This window comes from Rhizobium sp. BK212, from assembly GCF_014197475.1.
Lineage (GTDB): Bacteria > Pseudomonadota > Alphaproteobacteria > Rhizobiales > Rhizobiaceae > Rhizobium > Rhizobium anhuiense.
Genome location: NZ_JACIFS010000008.1, coordinates 148,336 through 164,305, shown reverse-complemented (window position 1 = coordinate 164,305; position 15,970 = coordinate 148,336). Strand labels below are relative to the sequence as shown.

The following is a 15,970-nucleotide window of genomic DNA, read 5'->3' as shown; positions in this document are numbered from 1 at the left end:
TAGAAAAAGGCGGCGCATCACTGCACCGCCCCTTTGTTCAACGTGCCTTTCCGAAGAAAGCGCTTCTCAGAACTCCGTCCACTCTTCCTGAACGGCAGCCGCGGCGCTCGCCTGCCTGCCGCCGAAGGCCTTGGCGACGGTGCGGGTGAGAGCGTGGGCCGGAGAGGCGACCGGGCGGGCGTTTGCGCCGGCAACGGTTGCCCGCGGCGCCGGGGCTGCCTCGCCGAGCTTGAACTGGCGCAGCAGTTCGTCGAGGGCGTTTGCCTCCTGGGCGAGCGCATGGCTTGCCGCGGTCTGCTCCTCGACCATGGCGGCATTCTGCTGCGTGCCCTGGTCCATGTTGTTGACGGCGGTGTTGATCTCCTGCAGGCCGATCGACTGTTCGCGGGTGGCGGTGACGATGGCGTTGACGTGGTGGTTGATCTCCTGCACCTCGGAAACGATCGCTTGCAGCGCCTTGCCGGTCTCGCCGACGAGCGAGACGCCGGCGACGACCTGTTCGCCCGAGGTGGTGATCAAAGCCTTGATCTCCTTGGCGGCCTTGGCCGAACGCTGGGCGAGTTCGCGCACTTCCTGGGCGACGACGGCAAAGCCCTTGCCGGCATCGCCGGCGCGCGCTGCCTCGACGCCTGCGTTCAGAGCCAAGAGGTTGGTCTGGAAGGCGATGTCGTCGATGACGCCGATGATGTTGGAGATTTCGCCCGAGGACTTCTCGATCTGCTGCATGGCGGAGACCGCCTTGCGGACGACTTCACCTGATTTTTCGGCGCCGAGGCGGGTGCGCTCGACGAGATTGCCGACATCCTCGGCGCGCTTGGCGCTGTCGCGCACGGTCGTCGTCACTTCCTCGAGCGCTGCGGCAGTCTCTTCGACGGCGGCAGCCTGCTGCTCGGTGCGGTGGGCGAGATCGTCGGCGGCCGAGCGGATTTCGCCGGCGCCGGCATTGATCGCCGAGGCGTTGCGGCCGACCGACTGCAGAGCGGCCTGCAGCTTTTCGACGGCCTGGTTGAAGTCATTGCGCAGGCTGTCATATTGCGCGGCGAACGGCGTCTGGATACGACCGGCCATATCGCCATTGGCAAGCTCGGCAAGGCCGCCCGCCAGAGCGTCGATGGCATGGCGGAGCTCGCCTTCCTCGCGCGCCTTCTGCTCGTCGTTTGCCCGGCGCTGGCGCTCGGCGTCATCGCGCATGCGGTCGGTCTCGCCGGCAAGGCGCAGCTTCTCGATCGCAGCCTGCTTGAAGACCAGCACCGACTGGGCCATGCGGCCGATTTCGTCGCCGCGCTCGACCGCCGGAACCTCGATGTCGTTCTGACCGCCGGCAAGGCGATCCATGGCTGCGGTCATGCCGACGACCGGGCGGACGATGGTGCGCGACATCAGCCAGGCGAGCACGGCAGCGGCCAGCGAGGCGAGGATGCCGCCGGCAAGCAGCGTCGTCTTCAGATCGCGGTTGGCATCGGCGCGGACCGCGGCGAGCGCATTCGACTTTTCACGGGCGCTGGCCTTGATCTTGGCGGAGGCCTGGCGGAAGCCGTCGAGCTGGCCCTTGGCGGCGTTGACGCCGATCTTGACGACCTCTTCGATCGGCATGTCGGTTTCCTTGCGCGCCTTGGTCTGCGGCTCGGCGAGTTCATGGAAATAGAGGTCGGCGGCCTTCTGCATGCCGTCGATCATCTCGACCAGCTGCGGCTCGCCAGCGGCCGTCTGCTTGGCGGCGGCAATCGCCTTCAGCATGCGCTCGCGATTGGCGAAGACATCGCCATAGGTGCTGTCACTGCGGAAAAGGATGAAGCCGCGCAGATTGACGGCCTGTTCGAGCATCGCCTGCAGCGCATCGTCGATCTGGTTGACGAGCAGCTCGGACTTTTCCTGCTCGGCGGAAGCGGCCGCCGACGCCATCGCCTTGGAATAAACGAAAGCGGAAACGGCGACAAAAATGAGGATGAGGGCTGCGAACGTGGCCGCAAGCTTACCGTTCAAGGATATGTTTTTGGCGGACATCGGTGATTTCTCCTGACGACAGTCGACGCAGCGAAAGGCGGGTGGCGCGAAAGGCGCAACCGCAGGGACTTCTGAACCTGAGAACATGATTGGCGATAGGACGCCGGCGCCGTCATGGCACGAAACAGTTCGGACGAACCGCTGCAATCAAGCCAAACCTATGCGGACGGGCTTTAAATTTGTTTAAATTTGTGCGCTGCGGCGGTCAGGGCCGCTGATTATTGTGCCGCCTCCGGCGGATTGAGGATCAGGATGTCGAAATCCTTCGAGGGATCGAAATCCTCAGCCGTCATCCGGAAGGTCGTCGGACCGATCTTCTGCACGTTGCTGCCGCAGAAGCTGATGAGGCTGGCGGGCTTGCCCTTGTCGATCGTCAGCTGGAAGCGCCGGATCGGCCCCGCCCAGTTGGCGCCGGTCGACAGCACATAGGAGATCCAGCTTTCGGTATAGTTCGCCCCTCCGGCCTCGGCTTCCCTGGCCCGCTGCTGGGCAACCCTGACGAAATCTCCGTCCAGACAGTATTTGCGGGAATATTCCTCGAAGCGTTCACCCTTCGGCTCGCCATTTTCGAGAAAGCTGATGGCGACGGTGCCGCCGACGGCCGGCTTGTAACGATGCTCGACGCTGACCTTCTTCTTCGCCGGAAAGGTGGTGCGCCACCAATAGGTCGAGCGCAGCGTCCAGAGCGGCACGAGATCGCCCCCGGCATCACCCGAACCCATGGAATAGATCAGGCCACGGGCGATCCAGTCCTTGCGGACGGTTTCGGGAAGCTTGGCGAGCGCCTCGGCGGTCTTCTGGCTGTAGGGCAGGACGGGAATGCCGTGTTTGGCGAACTCGTCGGTGACGTCGATGCCGAGCGAGACGACGCGCTGCTGCAGCTTGGCACTGATCGGCTTGCCATCCTGCACGGTGGAGAAATGCAGGAAATTATCGCTGTCATAATCCGAGATGGCGGAGATGTTGTCGATCTGGCCCGTGATGTCAGGCATCGGGAAGGCGACCAGGCTTTCGACATCCTTGTCGGAGCTGTTCTCGAAGACATAGTCGACCCGCACTTCCGAAGCGGAGATGAAAAGATCCTCTTGCGCCATGCTGACATCGTCGGATTGGGCGAAGATCAGCCCGCCGGTCTTGACCTCGGCCATCGTATCGTTCGCAAATGCGGGCGATGCTATCCCCGCCGCGACAAGCCCCGCAGCGATAGGCCCCACCGCGACAGGCCCCACGACAGGCAGAGTGAAGAGCTTCAGCATAAAACACCCCCGTGTCTGCGGCCCGCCCCGCGATCGCCGCGGCAGGATTATCGCCGAAAGCTTTTGAGGGTCAATGACGCTCTTGGGAACAAAATGCTTGCAACCGGCGGCTTTGCCGGTCATTCACAGCCGATGTCCGATCAAAACAGTCAACGTCTCGACCAGCTTCTCGTCTCCCGCGGCCTTTTCGCCAGCCGCTCGCGCGCCCGCGACGCCGTCCAGCGCGGCACCGTCAGGATCGGCGGCCAGGTGGTAACCAAAGCCGGCGCGCTGTTCGGCGAGCATGCCGTCATCGAGATCGACGATCCGGCGCAGGACTATGTCTCGCGCGCCGCGCTGAAGCTTGCCGCCGCGCTCGAGCATTTCCGGCTCGATCCCGCCGGTCATCACTGTCTCGATATCGGCGCTTCCACCGGCGGCTTCACCGAGGTGCTGCTGCAACGGGGCGCCGTCCATGTCACCGCGATCGATGTCGGCCATGGGCAGATGCATCCGCGCATATCAGGCGACCCGCGCGTGACCAGCAAGGAAGGCCTCAACGCCCGCAACCTGACGGCAGATGATATCGGCCATCCCGCCACCTTCATCGTTTCCGACGTCTCCTTCATCTCACTGAAGCTGGCGCTGGCGCCGGCGCTGGAGATCGCCGAGCCGGGTGCTATCGCCGTGCTGCTCGTCAAGCCGCAGTTCGAGGCCGGGCGCGAGGCGATCGGCAAGGGCGGACTGCTGAAGGATCCCGCCTCGGCGCCCGCCGTCGCGGCCGAACTGCAGCGCTGGTTCATCGAGGACATGGGCTGGAACAGCCTCGGCCTCATCCCCTCCCCGATTTCCGGCGGCGACGGCAATCAGGAATTCCTTCTGGCAGGATTGAAACCGTGAGCACCGAAACCGTCACGATCGAAAAACTCGGCGCCCAGGGCGACGGCATCGCCAGCAATGCCGGCGGACCTGTCTATGTGCCCTTCTCCCTGCCCGGGGAAACGGTGGCGATCGCCCGCGTCAAGAGCCAGGGCACGATCATGTCGATCACCACGCCCTCGCCCGACCGGCAGGAGCCGCCCTGCCGGCATTTCGGCCCGGACGGCCTGAACGGCACCTGCGGCGGCTGCACGCTACAGCACCTGGCAGATGACCCTTACCGCGCCTTCAAGCGCCAGCTGGTCATCGACGCGCTGAAATCGAAAGGGCTGACACCCGCGGTCGGCGAGATCGTTCCGGCCCGCCCTGGCGAACGGCGGCGCGTGGTGTTTGCGGCACGCAAGACCGAGAAGGACATGCTGATCGGCTTCAACCAGGCCGAAAGCCATCATATCGTCGCGATCGAGGAGTGTCCGATCTCGTCGGCAGGGATCATCGCCCGGCTGCCGGCGATCAGGGCGATTGCCGCATCGCTGGCGACCAATGCCGAGCCCTTCCGGATCTCCGTGCTCGAAACGCTTTCCGGCCTCGATATCTCGGTCGACGAGGTGAAGAAACTTTCCGACCCGCAGCGGCGCAAGGCGGTCGAGACCGTGCTCAGCCTGCGCGGCATCGCCCGCGTTTCGCTGAATGGCGAAATCCTCATCGAGCCGTCGAAGCCGCTGGTCGATTTCGGCGGCATCCAGGTTGCGCCGCCGCCGGGCGGCTTCACCCAGGCAACGAAGCCGGCGGAACAGGCGATGGCGGAGCTGGTGCTCGCTCATGTCGGCAAGGCGAAACGGATCGCCGATCTGTTTGCCGGCGCCGGCACGTTTTCGCTGCAGCTGGCGCGGATCGGCCGCGTGCATGCCGTCGAAGCCGAGGCAAAGGCGCTCGCAGCCCTCGATCACGCCGCCCGCAATACGCAGGGGCTGAAGCCGGTCAGCGTCGAAAAGCGCGATCTCTTCCGCCGTCCCCTGATGACGCAGGAGTTCAAGCCCTTTGACGCCGTCGTCTTCGATCCGCCGCGCGCCGGCGCCGAGTTCCAGTGCAAGGAGCTTGCCCGCTCAGGCGTGAAGAAGATCGCGGCCGTCAGCTGCAATCCGCTGACGCTGGCGCGCGACCTCGCGATCCTCGTCGAGGGCGGCTACCGGATCACTGGCGTAACGCCGATCGACCAGTTCCTCTGGACCTCGCATGTCGAGGTGGTGGCGACACTGGAGAAATAGGCGTGCCTGTCGGAAAGACCAAAAGGCGCAACCCCTACTATAACGGCCCGGTGTCCGATCATTTCGACGGCGCGCATTTCTTCAATCCCGACGGCATCGAGCCCCTTGGTTTCCGCGATCTGCTGCGCTGGCAATTCGGCGGTGGCCGTCAGCGTTGGCCGCAATCGGTCCCAAGTCCGTACCCGGCGGCCAAGCCGGGTCCATGCGTGGACGGCGAGGATCTAAGGGTGACCATGGTTGGTCATGCAACACTGCTCGTGCAGGTCGCCGGGCTCAATATCCTCACCGACCCGGTGTGGTCGGAACGCGCAAGTCCCTTCGCTTTTGCTGGGCCCAAGCGCGTCGTCCCACCAGGCATCGCGTTCGATGATTTGCCGCCAATCGATCTCGTGCTGGTATCGCACAATCACTATGATCATCTCGATATCGCAACGCTCAGGCGGTTGGGTGCGAAGCATCGGCCGCGTGTCGTGACGCCACTCGGCAATGACACGATCATTCGCCGTGCCGTGCCCGATATACAGACGACATCGATGGACTGGGGCGAGCGCATTTCCCACGCCGGAATAAGCATTGATGCAGAGCCGGCACACCATTGGTCCGCGCGCGGAACCGCCGATCGCCGGATGGCACTCTGGGCGTCGTTCGTTTTGTCGACTCCAGCCGGAAAAATTTATCACGTCGGAGATACGGGCTTTCACCACGGCATCAATTACAAAGCGGCGCAGCGGAAACATGGCGGCTTTCGCTTGGCCATTCTACCCTTCGGCGCATATGAGCCGCGCTGGTTCATGAAAGGGCAGCACCAGAATCCGCAGGAGGCGGTGATGGGGATGAAGTTGGCAAATGCGGCCTATGTGGCCGGGCATCACTTCGCCACGTTCCAACTGACAAATGAATCGGTCGACGCGCCGGCAAGAGCGTTGCAAGACGCAATGAGCGAGCATGATATTCCCCCGGAACGGTTTCGGCCGCTCAGGGCCGGCGAAGTATTCAATGTGCCGGCTGCCTGAAAAACGATGTCAGGCGACGCTTAGCGGCGCATGAAGGCTTCGAAGGCCGCCCGGGCCTCGGCGCTTTTCAGCCGCGCGGAGAAATAGCGGGCCTCCTCGTCTATCCGGGCGATGATCTCGCCACGATCGCCGCGAATAAGATCGCGGGCGATGCGCAGCGCCTCCGGCGGCTTGGCCGCGAGCTTTGCAGCCAGGCCAAGCGTCAGTGAATCGACCTCGCCTGGCTCGACAACCTTCCAGACCAGACCGGCTTGCCTTGCCTCCTCGGCCGAAAATGCTTCGCCGGCGCCCAGCATGGCGAAGGCGCGCTGATGGCCCATCAGCCGCGGCGCGACGAGGCTGGAACCGGCCTCCGGCACCAGCGCCAGATCGACGAAGGGCGTGCGGAACTGGCTGCGGCTGGAGGCGACGGTCAGGTCGCAATGGAGATGGATCGTCGTGCCGATGCCGACCGCCAGACCGTCGACGCCAGAGACGACGGGTTTTTCGGCATTCACCAGTGCATAGAGGAAATCGAGGATCTCCTGCTCCAGGCCGCGGCCGCCCATTGCGGCAGCGAGAAAATCGTTCAGGTCGTTGCCGGCCGAGAAGCAGCCCTCGGTGCCGAGCAGGGCGGTGGCGCGGATGCCGGGATCGGCATTGGCCGCATTCAAAGCATCGGCCATGATGCGGTACATGGGGCGGGTGATGGCGTTCTTCTTTTCCGGCCGGTTGAAGCGGATGGACTGGACGCCGGGATAGGCGGAAGGCTGCTCGACGATGATGTGGTCGGTCATGGGGTCTCCTCAGGCAAGCAGGATGCGGGCAGCGGCAAGGCTTGCCGCGCCATTGACGACCCGGTCGCGAAGGGCTGCGGTCTCGGCGAGCAGGTTTTCGGCGGCGAAGCGGCAGAGCGCGATGCGGCCCTCACCTGCACCATCGGCGGCCTCGGCGAGAGCGCCCTTGGCGAGGTAACAGCCGGTCAGCACGAGGCCGAAGAGGCGCTGATAGGGCGTCGCGCCCGAGAGCGCCTCGGCGGCCCTCTCCTCGGCAAGCGCCTTCATCAGCCAGGCGGTCGTCTGTTCGAGATCGACGATCGCGGCATCGAGCCTTACGGCAGTCTCGCCGAAACCATCGAGATTGGAGCCGCGGACGGTATCGGCGATCTGCTGAAGTTCGGCGACGAAGCCCTTCACCTGCTCGCCGCCGGAGAGCGGCAGCTTGCGGGTGACGAGGTCGATCGCCTGGATGCCGTTGGTGCCCTCATAGATCGGGGCGATGCGGGCATCGCGGAGATACCGCGCCGCGCCTGTCTCCTCGATGAAGCCCATGCCGCCATGCACCTGAATGCCGAGCGAGGCGACGTCGACGCCGGCATCGGTCGAAAAGGATTTGGCGATCGGCGTCAGCAAAGCGGCGCGCTCCTGCCAGTGGCGACGATCGTCACCGGCGCGATGGGACATGTCGATCGCGTGAGCGCAGGCATAGGAGATGGCGCGTGCCCCTTGGGTCAGCGCCTTCATGGTCAGAAGCATGCGGGCGACATCGGGATGGTCGACGATCGGGCTCATGCCGGCGCTGGTTGAACCCGGCGCCCTGCCCTGGGTGCGTTCCCTGGCATAGGCGACTGCTTTCTGGGTGGCGGCCTCCGAGATCGCCACGCCCTGCATGCCGACGGCAAGGCGGGCGTTGTTCATCATCGTGAACATGCAGGCCAGTCCCTTGTTCTCCTCGCCGACCAGCCATCCGACAGCGCCTTTTTCACTGCCGAATTTTCCGTCGCCGTAGATCATCGTGCAGGTCGGCGAACCATGGATGCCGAGCTTGTGCTCCAGCGAATGGCAGAAGAGATCGTTGCGGGGCCCAAGCGATCCGTCGTCGTTGACCAGGAATTTCGGCACCAGGAAGAGCGAGATGCCGCGCGTGCCGGCCGGCGCGTCCGGCAACCGGGCCAGCACCAGATGGATGATGTTGTCGGCCGCGTCATGTTCGCCCCAGGTGATGAAGATCTTCTGGCCGAACAGACGGTAGCTGCCGTCATCGCGGCGCTCGGCGCGGGCCTTCAGCACGCCGAGATCGGAGCCGGCATGCGGCTCGGTCAGGTTCATGGTGCCGGTCCATTCGCCTGACACCATCTTCTCCAGATATTTGTCTTTCAGCGCAGCGCTGCCATGGGTGCTGACCGCCTCGATGGCGCCCATCGTCAGCGTCGGGGCGAGCGCAAAGGCCATGGAGCCGGAGTTCCACATTTCCAGCGCCGCGACATTCAGCATATGCGGCAGCGCCTGGCCGCCAAACGCCTCGGGGGCGGTCAGTCCGTTCCAGCCGCCGGCGATCCAATTGCGATAGAGATCGCGCCAGCCATCCGGCAGCCGGACTTCGCCGCCCTCCAGACGGGCGCCCTGGCGGTCTCCGATGTCGGCGAGAGGCGCCACTTCCTCTGTGGCAAAACGTCCCGCCTCGGCCAGGATGGCGTCGACGAGATCCTCGCCGAGATCACCGAGCAGCCCTTGTGACATCGCCTCGCCCATGCCCGCTACGTGCTTCAACGTGAACGCGATTTCCTCGACGGGCGCCTTGTACATGCTCTTTTCCTCCGCAGACGGCCTCGCACCCCAGCAAAGCCCCTCCGAGGCAAGGGCTAATTGATTTTTACGTAAACGTCAATTTCGATTTCTTTGGCTGCCATGTGATAGTTTGCCTGAACATGGCGCTTGGCTCTTGCACCCTTGCGCAAATGAACGTCATGAAGACACTTTAAAGAACGATATCGCCTTCGCAAAGGATCGGCGACCAATGGATACATTGCCCGTCACCATACCCGGTTTCGTCTGGGCCTATCGTTTCTCGCCCGACGAAAAGACCGCGGTGCGACTAAACAATAGTGCGACGGTGGCGGAACTGACCGCCGACAACTGTTTCTACTGGCTGCACCTCAACCTCGTCGACGCCCGGGTGCCGGCCTTGCTCGAAACCCTGGACGGGTTGACGGAGGATGCGAAATCGGCGCTGACGACGCGGGATACGCATGCGGCCATCACCGTCGACGAGCAGATGCTCTATGGCACGCTCGTCGATTGCCAGCGCGATTTCGCCCAGGACACCAACAATCTCGGCTGGCTGCATTTCGCCATGTCCGATCGCTTCATCATCACCACGCGGCTGCAGCCGCTGCGCAGCGTCGAACGGGCGCGGGCGCTGATCGAGAAGAACCCGGGCAAATTTTCGCGGCCGGTCGATCTGTTCGAACTGCTGGTGATCGAATTCCAGCGCACGCTGATTACGATCGTCATCGAACTCACCGAAGAGCTGAACCAGATCGAGGATATCGTCTACGACAACGCGCCGCGCGACGAACGCCGGCGCTTAGCGCCTGTGCGGCGAACCGTGGTCAGGCTGCATCGGCATCTGCGCACGGTGCTGGCGCTGATGCGCCGTGCGGCGGCGGCCGACGACGACGAGATGCCCTTCGGCTTCGACGATGTGGCGCGGCGCCTGACCAGCCGGCTGGAAACGGTCGACCACGATATCTATGCGCTGCAGGACCGGGCGCGCCTGCTGCACGAAGAAATCGATTCGAAACAATCCTCCGAAACCAATCGCCACCTCTATCTGCTGTCGATCATGACGGCCTTCCTGCTGCCGCCGACCCTGGTGACCGGTTTCTTCGGCATGAACACCGCCAACCTGCCCTTCGCCGTCGGCGACTACGGCACCGAATACGCCGTCGCCCTGATCGTCGCGTCCATTGCGTTTGCCTGGTGGCTGCTGCGGCGGGTGGATATTCTTTGAGGCGGAAGCGTTTGGCGTGACTGGCGGGGGAAGCTTGGGTTCGCTATCCATCACACGTCGCGGAACTTGCCACAGAGCTCGCCCCACCCTCCGTCATCCTCGGGCCTCACCCGAGGATCCATGTGGGCCTCCATCAGCAGCGGGCACGGATCCTCGGCTCAAGGCCGAGGATGACGGAGGGTGGGGGAACGCTCCAGCCAAACTCGCCGCCGATGCAGCGAATGGCGCGGTGTTACGACTACCACATCACACCGCATTGACACGGAGCGATCGAAAGCGCGGCGCGCTTCCTGCCTCAATACGGCGAATAGCACTGCTGGCGCGGGCCGTTATAGGGCTGGAACGTATTGTCGTAGGCGCGATAGGACCTATAGCGGTTGGCGCACCAGGCGACGTGGCTTGAACCCATGCGGGGCGCGGGCTCGACGTAACGCGGCTGGGCGACGATGGCGCCGCCGATGACTGCGCCGGCGCCGAAGGCGGCGAGCGGATACCAGTAGCCGTTATAATGGCGATAGCCCGGGCGATAATAGGAATATCCGCGATAGCCGCCGTAGTAGCCGGGCCGGTAATAGGCGCCGGGGCGATAGCCGGGCCGGTAATAATCGCGGCGATAATAACGGCGGTACTGGACGTCCTCGACCGCCGAGGATTTTTCCACCTGCGGAGCGGTCGGCATCTGGATGGCCTGCGACGGCGCAAAGCCCGTCAGAACGACGGCGGCGGCCAGAACTGCGGTTGCAATCTTGTTTCTCAGCCCGATCATTGTTTTCTCCCATTCAACAGCGAGCACCGCCTGCCTAGCAACGCTTTTGCCCCTGAATGGTTCCAAAAGCCGCCGGGACCGGCAGCTTCCTTTTAGAGAATCCGAACTGAACCGGACATTAACCGCCCGGCTCAGCCAGTGTGCGTCAGGCAACGGCCGAGATTTTCGCCTGGTCGCCCTGCAGACGGTTCACCATGAAGTTCGAATACCATTCGAGGAACTGCATGACGCCGCCTTCATGCAGCGACGAATAGGGGCCGGGCTCATAGGCGGGCGAGTGAATGCCGAAGGCGTTTTCCTCGACGATCCGGCGATCCTGGTCGTTGGTCTCGGTCCAGACGTGGGTCAGTTCCTCGAGATTATAATCCACGCCTTCGACGGCGTCCTTGTGGACGAGCCACTTGGTCGTCACCGCCGTCTCGTTGGCGCTGAGCGGCAGCACGCGGAAGGAGATGGCGTGGTCACCGAGCAGGTGGTTCCAGGTCGTCGGGTAGTGGAAGAGCAGCATGGTGCCGATATGGCTTATCGAGATATCGTCGGCGAGCGGGCGCTTGACGGCGCGCTTGCCCGACATGGTGTAGCTTTCGGCATCTTCGATCAGCGGCATGCGGGCGGTGCGGAACTGGCCGTCCGGCGAAATCTGGAACTTGCTCGGCAGGCCGGCAGCCTCGCAGCGCGCCCAATGGCCGGCGATCTCCGGATCGTCGGCGCCGCCATCCGTGCCGGTGACACTCGGGGCTTCGGGATAGGTGCGGCAGAGTTCGGGATGATTGGCGGCGCAGTGATAGCACTCGCGGTTGTTTTCCCAGACGAGCTTCCAATTGCCCTTCTCGATGATCGTGCTCTGGAAGGCGACCTTGCTCTCGCTGATCCGGTGCGGCGCGACATAGGGTTCGATCTTGTCGCGCACCGGCTGGAAATCCGGGGCGGTGTTGGCAAGGCAGATGAAGACATAGCCTGCGACGACTTCGCAATGGACGGGTTTCAGATTGAAGCCGGTCTTGTCGAAATCATCGCCCATGTGGCGGGCGAAGGCGAGCTTGCCTTCGAGATCATAGGTCCACTGATGGTAGGGGCAGACGAGCCGCACGGAGGAGCCGTGCTCCTTGGTGCAGACGCGCGAGCCGCGATGGCGACAGCTGTTGTGGAAGGCGCGGATGACATTGTCTTTGCCGCGGACGATGACGACGGGATAGCTGCCGATCTGGACGGTGAAATAGGCGCCCGGCTTCGGCAGTTCGCAATCATGGCCGATGAACAGCCAGTCGCGATAATAGATCATCTCCATGTCGAGCTGGAAATAATCCTCGTCTATGTAGAACGGCTGTTCGAGGCTGAAGCCCTCACGGCGGCTCTTGAGCTGACGCAAAACGTTGCTGCGAATATCCATCTTCATGTCCTCGTGCACCCGGTTGCCACCCTCGAACAGAGGGCTGGCGGAAGCGCGCCCGCTTCCTTCTCCTTCGGGAGAATTGTTCATGGCGCCATTTAATCACCGAGCATGGTTGCCGCTTGGTTGTAATGCGACATCGGCTTCGAAATTGACGACAGGATGCGGCAAGGCTTGAAGCGGCTCATCCCGGTCGATCACATCGCCCGACTCTCATCGCCCGACTCTCATCGTCCGACTCTCCGGGCAATTATCCTCAATTGCGACATGGCGTAAAGAGCCGTCACGCAAGAGGTCGGCTGCCTGACATCGATCGCCGTCGCGTTTGCGACATCTGCCGGCGCCTGCCGGTCAGCCGGCCGGCCACCGGCTCATTTTTAACATCGCCTTAAGCATACCGTCTTATCCTTCTAACGATTACCGACCGACCGAAGAACGCGAACCATGGCCAAACTCCGTTATTTCGACGCGAAAGATGCGAGCAGATCGCAGGAGCCGCAGCTGATTGCCGCGCATTCCGAATTCCTGCGCACCGGCCGCATCCCCCGCGACCGGCGCCACTGGCTGGCAGAGGAAAAGCGCTATCTCACCCACGATGAGGTCGCCGCAAAGACCGCGCGCAAGCTGCAGGTTGCCGGCGAGAAGACGCATCAGCACATCAACGGCTTTCACCACTCGATCCAGTTTCCGAAGATGATCTTCCACCGGACGCTGGAGGACAGCCCGCATCTCGGCTATTGCCACGTCACCGCCTCGCGGACAAAATTCGCCCATTACGAGGACGTGAGCTGGGCTTTCTACATCGCCAATTTCTATTCCGACATCGGTGAGAACGACAATTTCTTCGAGCGCATCGATGTCGGCTATTCCCGCATGTATTTCGCCGTCGCCATCAAACCGGGCGAGAACTCCACGGAAAAGATGACCATCGACCGGTCGGTGCGCGGCAACGGCTTGCTCTTCCGCACCCATGATCCGCAGGCAGCGATCCGCAACATCCTCCTGCTCGGCGCCCGCAACGAACAGCTGCGCGAAATCATCCGGCAGCTATAAGGCGATTGATCGCCGCCGACGGAAAGCCTAATGACTGCCGGGGCTAATTTATCGGGCAGGACATGGCGCGCATAATCGACATAAAGGCAGACAGGCAGGCAGCGATCGAAGCGGCCTCAGCCGCTCTTGCCGACGGCTTTGCCATCGCCATCCCGACCGAGACCGTCTACGGCCTTGCAGCCGACGCCACCAATCCTGTCGCCATCACCCGCATCTACGAGACAAAGGGACGGCCGCGTTTCAACCCGCTGATCTGCCATATGGCCGATCTGGCGATGGCCGAAAAACATGCCGAATTCGACCCGCTCTCGCGGGCGCTCGCTGCGGCCTTCTGGCCCGGGCCGCTGACGCTGGTGCTGCCCCTGAAGCCTGATAGTCCGATCCATTCGCTGGCGACCGCCGGGCTCGACAGCGTCGGCGTCCGTGTGCCGGAAGGGTTTGCCGGTGCGTTGATCGCCGCCTTCGGACGGCCGCTCGCAGCCCCCAGCGCCAATACGTCGGGCAGGATCAGCGCCACGAGTGCGGCCCATGTCGACGCCGATCTCGGCGCGCGGATCCCGTTGATCCTCGATGCGGGCCCAAGTGCCGTCGGCGTCGAATCGACGATCGTCAAGGCAGAGGGCGGCCGGCTGCGGCTGCTTCGCCCGGGTGGACTGGCGGCGCGCGAGATCGAGCGCGTCGCGGGCCAGCCGCTGCTGCGTGCGAAAGCGGCCTCGGCGGCGATCGAGGCGCCGGGCATGCTCGCCTCGCATTACGCGCCGGGCGCTTCCGTGCGCCTCAATGCGACGGCGGTGGAACCCGGCGAAGCGCTGATCGCCTTCGGCAGCGCGGCGGTCTCCGGCGCCAACGGCGCGCGGATCGTGCTTGACCTCAGCCCGCGCGGCGATCTCGCCGAGGCGGCGGCCAATCTTTTCGACTACATGAAGCGGGCCGATGCCAGCGGGGCATCGAGCATCGCCTTTTCGCCGATTCCCGAAGAGGGGCTCGGCGAAGCGATCAACGACCGCCTGCAGCGGGCAGCCGCACCCCGCGACTGAAAGACCTGGATTGGCCGGGACGACCGCTTTGCGGTCGCCTTGAGAATGGAGGATCGAGCCCGATGAGCAGCCCCAGCATTTCCACCGAACTGCTCGACCGCTTCGTCGCCATCGTCGGCGAAAAATACGCGCTTCGCGGCGAGGCCGACCTGGCGCCGCATCTGATCGAAAATCGCGGGCTCTATCGCGGCTCCTCCCCTCTCCTCCTGAAGCCCGGCTCGGTCGAGGAAGTCTCTGATATCATGAAGCTTGCGACCGCGACCGGAACGGCGATCGTGCCGCAGACCGGCAATACCGGTCTCGTCGGCGGCCAGACGCCGCGTGCCGGCAAGTGCGATATCATCCTGTCGCTCGATCGCATGAACAGGATCCGCGATGTCGATCCGGTGGCGAACGTGCTGGTGGCCGATGGCGGCGCCATCCTGGCCGAGGTGCAGAAGGCAGCCGAGGCGCATGGGCGGCTGTTTCCGCTGTCGCTCGGCTCCGAGGGCTCCTGCCGCATCGGCGGCAATCTATCCACCAATGCTGGCGGCACGGCCGTGCTTGCCTATGGCAATATGCGCCAGCTCTGCCTCGGCCTCGAAGTGGTGCTGCCGACCGGCGAAATCTGGGACGGCTTGCGCCGCCTGAAGAAGGACAATACCGGCTACGATCTGCGCGATCTCTTCATCGGCGCCGAAGGCACGCTCGGCATCATCACCGGCGCCGTGCTGAAGCTCTTCCCGCAGCCGCTCGGCCATCAGGTGGCATTTGCCGGCCTGAATTCGGTCGAGGATGCGCTTGCCCTCTTCAACCTGGCCTCCGGCCTCTGCGGCACCTCGCTCACCGGTTTCGAGCTGATGCCGCGTTTCGGCGTCGAGATCACCACGCGCCATATCGACGGCGTGCGCGATCCGCTGGATGCCGCCTATCCCTGGTACGTGCTGATCGACATTTCGACCTCGGGCTCGGCCGAGACGGCGGAGCGGATGATGAACGGCGTGCTGGAACAGGGGTTTGGGGCCGGGCTGGTGCTGGATGCCGCAATCGCCGCCTCCGTGGCGCAGCAGAAGGCGATCTGGCACATGCGCGAGAGCATGTCGGATGCCCAGAAGCCGGAAGGCGGGTCGATCAAGCACGATGTCTCCGTGCCGGTGTCGAGGATCCCGCATTTCATGGCCGAGGCCGCAGAAGCGGTGATGGCGGCGATGCCGGGCGCCCGCATCTGCGCCTTCGGCCATATGGGCGACGGCAATATCCATTACAATATTTCCCAGCCGGTCGGCGCCGACAAGGCCGCCTTCATCGCCCGCTGGCGCGAAATGAACCATATCGTGCATGGGCTGGTGCTTGCCCATGGCGGCTCGATCTCGGCCGAGCACGGCATCGGTCAGCTGAAGCGCGACGAACTGGCGGCAATCCGCCCAGTGATCGAAATCGAGCTGATGCGCCGCATCAAGCGCGCCTTCGACCCCGCCAATATCATGAACCCGGACAAGGTCGTCAGCCTCGAGCCGTGAGGTCGGCGAGACCGGCCCTCATCCGGCTGCCGCCACCGACCGGGGTCGACCCCGG

13 protein-coding genes are annotated in these 15,970 nt (G+C 63.8%); 7 read left to right on the top strand and 6 right to left on the bottom strand.

Going from position 1 to position 15,970, the window contains the following annotated elements; genetic code table 11:
- Nucleotides 1-66: 66 nt before the first annotated feature.
- Both FHT79_RS23765 and FHT79_RS23760 read right to left on the bottom strand, forming a co-directional pair.
- The gene (locus tag FHT79_RS23765; protein ID WP_132574137.1) at nt 67-2,004 is read right to left on the bottom strand and encodes a methyl-accepting chemotaxis protein; all 1,938 of its coding nucleotides are present in this window, start codon (nt 2,002-2,004) and stop codon (nt 67-69) included.
- Between the two features lie 218 nt (nt 2,005-2,222).
- Entirely contained in the window at nt 2,223-3,260 is a 1,038-nt protein-coding gene (locus FHT79_RS23760) for a DUF4424 domain-containing protein (RefSeq protein WP_245433278.1), read from the bottom strand.
- Between the two features lie 93 nt (nt 3,261-3,353).
- Between FHT79_RS23760 and FHT79_RS23755 the strand changes: the two genes are divergently transcribed.
- Genes FHT79_RS23755 through FHT79_RS23745 form a run of 3 tightly spaced genes read left to right on the top strand, consistent with a single transcriptional unit; the run spans nt 3,354 to nt 6,399 of the window.
- Entirely contained in the window at nt 3,354-4,139 is a 786-nt protein-coding gene (locus FHT79_RS23755; RefSeq protein WP_244604797.1) for a TlyA family RNA methyltransferase, read from the top strand.
- On the top strand, nt 4,136-5,386 hold the full coding sequence (locus FHT79_RS23750) for a class I SAM-dependent RNA methyltransferase (protein ID WP_183904249.1): 1,251 nt from the start codon (nt 4,136-4,138) through the stop codon (nt 5,384-5,386). The genes FHT79_RS23755 and FHT79_RS23750 overlap by 4 nt, the downstream gene beginning before the upstream one ends.
- A gap of 2 nt (nt 5,387-5,388) precedes the next feature.
- Entirely contained in the window at nt 5,389-6,399 is a 1,011-nt protein-coding gene (locus FHT79_RS23745; protein ID WP_183904248.1) for an MBL fold metallo-hydrolase, read from the top strand.
- A 20-nt stretch (nt 6,400-6,419) separates the two neighbouring features.
- Here the strand turns inward: FHT79_RS23745 and FHT79_RS23740 are convergent, their stop codons facing one another.
- The gene (locus FHT79_RS23740; protein WP_183904247.1) at nt 6,420-7,175 is read right to left on the bottom strand and encodes a crotonase/enoyl-CoA hydratase family protein; all 756 of its coding nucleotides are present in this window, start codon (nt 7,173-7,175) and stop codon (nt 6,420-6,422) included.
- 9 nt (nt 7,176-7,184) lie between these two features.
- Nucleotides 7,185-8,963 (bottom strand): acyl-CoA dehydrogenase, encoded by a 1,779-nt coding sequence (locus FHT79_RS23735; protein ID WP_063476441.1) that lies wholly within the window; start codon nt 8,961-8,963, stop codon nt 7,185-7,187.
- Nucleotides 8,964-9,174: 211 nt separating this feature from the next.
- On the opposite strand from FHT79_RS23735, the gene FHT79_RS23730 reads away from it, so the two are divergent.
- Nucleotides 9,175-10,170 (top strand): transporter, encoded by a 996-nt coding sequence (locus tag FHT79_RS23730; protein WP_028757705.1) that lies wholly within the window; start codon nt 9,175-9,177, stop codon nt 10,168-10,170.
- Nucleotides 10,171-10,465: 295 nt separating this feature from the next.
- Here FHT79_RS23730 and FHT79_RS23725 read toward each other — a convergent pair whose 3' ends face one another.
- A complete protein-coding gene (locus tag FHT79_RS23725) occupies nt 10,466-10,936 on the bottom strand; it encodes a BA14K family protein (protein ID WP_028757704.1) in 471 nt (156 codons plus the stop codon).
- 145 nt (nt 10,937-11,081) lie between these two features.
- Complete coding sequence (locus FHT79_RS23720; RefSeq protein WP_028756678.1) at nt 11,082-12,326, bottom strand: aromatic ring-hydroxylating dioxygenase subunit alpha; 1,245 nt, start codon at nt 12,324-12,326, stop codon at nt 11,082-11,084.
- Between the two features lie 444 nt (nt 12,327-12,770).
- Between FHT79_RS23720 and FHT79_RS23715 the strand changes: the two genes are divergently transcribed.
- From FHT79_RS23715 to FHT79_RS23705, 3 genes are all read left to right on the top strand, one after another.
- Nucleotides 12,771-13,379, top strand: coding sequence for a DUF6656 family protein (locus tag FHT79_RS23715; RefSeq protein WP_028756679.1), 609 nt, complete (start codon nt 12,771-12,773; stop codon nt 13,377-13,379).
- 62 nt (nt 13,380-13,441) lie between these two features.
- Complete coding sequence (locus tag FHT79_RS23710; protein WP_183904246.1) at nt 13,442-14,416, top strand: L-threonylcarbamoyladenylate synthase; 975 nt, start codon at nt 13,442-13,444, stop codon at nt 14,414-14,416.
- A 62-nt stretch (nt 14,417-14,478) separates the two neighbouring features.
- Nucleotides 14,479-15,915, top strand: coding sequence for an FAD-binding oxidoreductase (locus FHT79_RS23705; protein WP_183904245.1), 1,437 nt, complete (start codon nt 14,479-14,481; stop codon nt 15,913-15,915).
- The last annotated feature ends 55 nt before the right edge of the window (nt 15,916-15,970 follow it).

What these genes read in the sequence shown, in the direction of transcription:
- FHT79_RS23725 (WP_028757704.1), bottom strand. Translation starts at nt 10,936, where the DNA reads ATGATCGGGCTGAGAAACAAGATTGCAACCGCAGTTCTGGCCGCCGCC.
- FHT79_RS23740 (WP_183904247.1), bottom strand. Translation starts at nt 7,175, where the DNA reads ATGACCGACCACATCATCGTCGAGCAGCCTTCCGCCTATCCCGGCGTC.
- FHT79_RS23765 (WP_132574137.1), bottom strand. Translation starts at nt 2,004, where the DNA reads ATGTCCGCCAAAAACATATCCTTGAACGGTAAGCTTGCGGCCACGTTC.
- FHT79_RS23755 (WP_244604797.1), top strand. Translation starts at nt 3,354, where the DNA reads ATGCTTGCAACCGGCGGCTTTGCCGGTCATTCACAGCCGATGTCCGAT.
- FHT79_RS23705 (WP_183904245.1), top strand. Translation starts at nt 14,479, where the DNA reads ATGAGCAGCCCCAGCATTTCCACCGAACTGCTCGACCGCTTCGTCGCC.
- FHT79_RS23730 (WP_028757705.1), top strand. Translation starts at nt 9,175, where the DNA reads ATGGATACATTGCCCGTCACCATACCCGGTTTCGTCTGGGCCTATCGT.
- FHT79_RS23760 (WP_245433278.1), bottom strand. Translation starts at nt 3,260, where the DNA reads ATGCTGAAGCTCTTCACTCTGCCTGTCGTGGGGCCTGTCGCGGTGGGG.
- FHT79_RS23735 (WP_063476441.1), bottom strand. Translation starts at nt 8,963, where the DNA reads ATGTACAAGGCGCCCGTCGAGGAAATCGCGTTCACGTTGAAGCACGTA.
- FHT79_RS23710 (WP_183904246.1), top strand. Translation starts at nt 13,442, where the DNA reads ATGGCGCGCATAATCGACATAAAGGCAGACAGGCAGGCAGCGATCGAA.
- FHT79_RS23715 (WP_028756679.1), top strand. Translation starts at nt 12,771, where the DNA reads ATGGCCAAACTCCGTTATTTCGACGCGAAAGATGCGAGCAGATCGCAG.
- FHT79_RS23720 (WP_028756678.1), bottom strand. Translation starts at nt 12,326, where the DNA reads ATGGATATTCGCAGCAACGTTTTGCGTCAGCTCAAGAGCCGCCGTGAG.